At 58.2% G+C, this 2,603-nt stretch carries 3 protein-coding genes; all 3 read left to right on the forward strand.

Going from position 1 to position 2,603, the window contains the following annotated elements:
• The first annotated feature begins 25 nt into the window (after positions 1–25).
• A complete protein-coding gene (gene rfbA / locus ACIREA_RS30330) occupies positions 26–913 on the forward strand; it encodes a glucose-1-phosphate thymidylyltransferase RfbA (RefSeq protein ID WP_397386053.1) in 888 nt (295 codons plus the stop codon).
• A 7-nt stretch (positions 914–920) separates the two neighbouring features.
• Complete coding sequence (locus ACIREA_RS30335) at positions 921–1,652, forward strand: class I SAM-dependent methyltransferase (protein ID WP_397386051.1); 732 nt, start codon at positions 921–923, stop codon at positions 1,650–1,652.
• On the forward strand, positions 1,649–2,603 hold a 955-nt coding region (gene rfbB, locus ACIREA_RS30340), incomplete at its 3' end, for a dTDP-glucose 4,6-dehydratase (RefSeq protein ID WP_397386052.1). The genes ACIREA_RS30335 and rfbB, both read left to right, overlap by 4 nt.

The raw sequence follows: 2,603 nt of genomic DNA on the forward strand, positions 1-2,603 counted from the left end.
TGGCGCACATCCCCCTTTTCTTGCCATGAAAGGCATCATCCTCGCAGGCGGCGTGGGATCACGGCTGTATCCACTCACGCAGGTGGCGTCCAAGCAGCTGCAGCCGGTCTATGACAAGCCCATGGTGTACTACCCGCTCACCGTGCTCATTGCGTCCGGTATCCGTGAGTTCTGCCTCATTTCCTCCCCGCAGGATTTGCCACGATTTCAGCGCTTGCTTGGAGACGGTTCGCAGTGGGGCATTTCAATTGAATACCGTGAGCAGGCCAGGCCCGAAGGCATCGCACAGGCTTTCCTCATTGCCGCATCCTTCATTGGCCAAGACCCGGTGACCTTGATCCTTGGCGACAACATTTTCTTTGGTGGCGACGCCTTCCCCCGTGCCATTGCCGAATTTGAATTCGGTGCCACCATATTTGCCTACCATGTCCATGACCCTGAACGGTACGGGGTGGTGGAATTTGACGCCGAAGGCCGGGCGGTTTCACTCGAAGAAAAGCCTGCTCACCCGCGCAGCAACTACGCCGTGCCAGGCGTCTATCTATACGACAACGAGGTCGTTTCCATCGCTCGGAGCTTGAAGCCTTCGCCCCGTGGCGAACTCGAAATCACCGATGTGAACAAGGAATACCTGCGTCGTGGCACCCTGCGCGTCCAGCGCCTCAGTCGTGGCACCGCCTGGCTGGATGCAGGCACCAGCAGCAGCCTGCATGAAGCCTCTGCCTATGTGCAGACCATCGAAAAACGCCAGGGCATGAAACTCGGCTGCCCGGAAGAGGCCGCTCTTCATCGCGGCTTTCTTTCCCTCGGCGACTTTGAAAAACTGGTGACTGCACTGCCCCAGTGCGAGTACCGTGACTACCTTGCCGACGTTGCCATCGAGGTGAAACGTGTCGGTCTTAAAAGCGCCTGAAACTTTCATGATTCCCCATCCCGTCCTGTCCCATCGCTATGCTCAGCCCGAAGAACGGCAGGGCTACGTCAAAGAGCTCTTCGATCAAGGCGCCAAGCATTACGATCCCATCGTCGGCTGGGGGTTTTTCGGCACGGGCAATCTCTACCGCAGGACGGCGCAGAGCCGCCATGGCCTGCGGCCAGGCATGCAGCACCTCGATGTTGCCTGTGGCACTGGCCTCGTGGCCGTTGCCGCCAGCCAGGTGCTCGGTGGTGATAGCACCATCACCTGCGTGGAGCCCAGCGATGGAATGCTGGCCGTGGCCAGGGAAAAGCTGCCAAACGCACGCTTCATCCAGAGCCGTGCCGAGAGCATGCCTGTCGAAGCCAACGCCTACGACTTCCTCACGGTGGGCTATGCACTGCGTCACTTCGCCGATCTGGAGGCCACCTTCCGTGAATTTCACCGTGTACTCAAGCCTGGCGGCCGTGTCCTCATCATGGAAGCCACCCGTCCAGCGGGCCGGATCGGCTCTGCTCTTTTCAAACTCTACTTCGGCATTGTGTATCCCTTCTTCGCCCGCCTGCTCACCCGCAGCAAAAAGGCGGAGGAGATGATGGTGTACTTTTGGGAGACCATGGACGCCTGTGTCCGTCCTGAGGCTGTCGTCTCCGCCCTCAAGGCCGCTGGTTTCCAAGATGCCCGGCGCATCGCCTGCATGGGCGTCTTCAGCGAATACGCTGCCGTCAAAGCATGATGAATCTTCTCATCACTGGCGGGGCGGGCTTCATCGGCTCAAATCTCATCCGGCATGTCATTGACCAGCCTGAGATCTCGAAGCTTGTCAATCTGGACTGCCTTACCTATGCCGGACATCTCGAAAATCTCGACGGCATTCATGGTGTCCATCCACGATATGCCTTTGAGCAGGTCGATCTCCGCGACAAGGAAGAAGCCCTCCGCGTCATCCGCCAGCATGACATCACACACGTCATGCATCTCGCCGCCGAGTCTCACGTTGATCGCAGCATCACCGGTCCCGGAGGCTTCATCACCACCAATATCAACGGCACCTTTCACCTCCTCGAAGCCTGCCGCGCCCATTGGTTCGATTCTGCCGCAGGCCACCAGAATCAAGCTGCCAGGTTTCTTCATGTCTCTACCGATGAAGTTTTCGGTTCCCTCGGTTCCGACGATCCCGCCTTTAATGAGGACACGCCCTGCGCGCCGAACTCCCCCTATTCAGCCAGTAAAGCGGCGAGCGACATGCTTGTGCGCAGTTACCACCAAACCTACGGCTTGCCTGCCGTTATCACGCGATGTTCGAATAATTACGGCCCGTATCAGTTTCCAGAGAAACTCATCCCCGTGGTCATTCAAAGTGTCCTCGCCCGAGAGTCTGTCCCCATCTACGGCGATGGAATGAACGTGCGCGACTGGATTTATGTCTGCGACCATGCTGCAGCGCTTTGGGCGGTGCTCACCAGCGGCCAAGTCGGAGAGACTTACAACATTAGTGGTCGGAACGAACTGGCGAACGTGCATCTCGTGCAGATGATTTGTGACCTCATTGACGAACTGAAGCCCGAACTCGGTGGCCATTCGCGCAACCTCATCACTTTTGTCTCTGACCGTCCCGGCCATGATCGGCGCTACGCCATGGATGCGACGAAGATCAGTTGCGAGCTCGGCTGGAATCCCGCACACA

Origin of the sequence: Prosthecobacter sp. (assembly GCF_044373815.1) — a bacterium.
In the GTDB taxonomy this organism is placed as follows: domain Bacteria; phylum Verrucomicrobiota; class Verrucomicrobiia; order Verrucomicrobiales; family Verrucomicrobiaceae; genus Prosthecobacter.

Bases quoted from the DNA above. Each gene is read 5' to 3' on its own strand.
- ACIREA_RS30335 (WP_397386051.1), top strand. From the start codon at position 921: ATGATTCCCCATCCCGTCCTGTCCCATCGCTATGCTCAGCCCGAAGAA.
- rfbA (WP_397386053.1), top strand. From the start codon at position 26: ATGAAAGGCATCATCCTCGCAGGCGGCGTGGGATCACGGCTGTATCCA.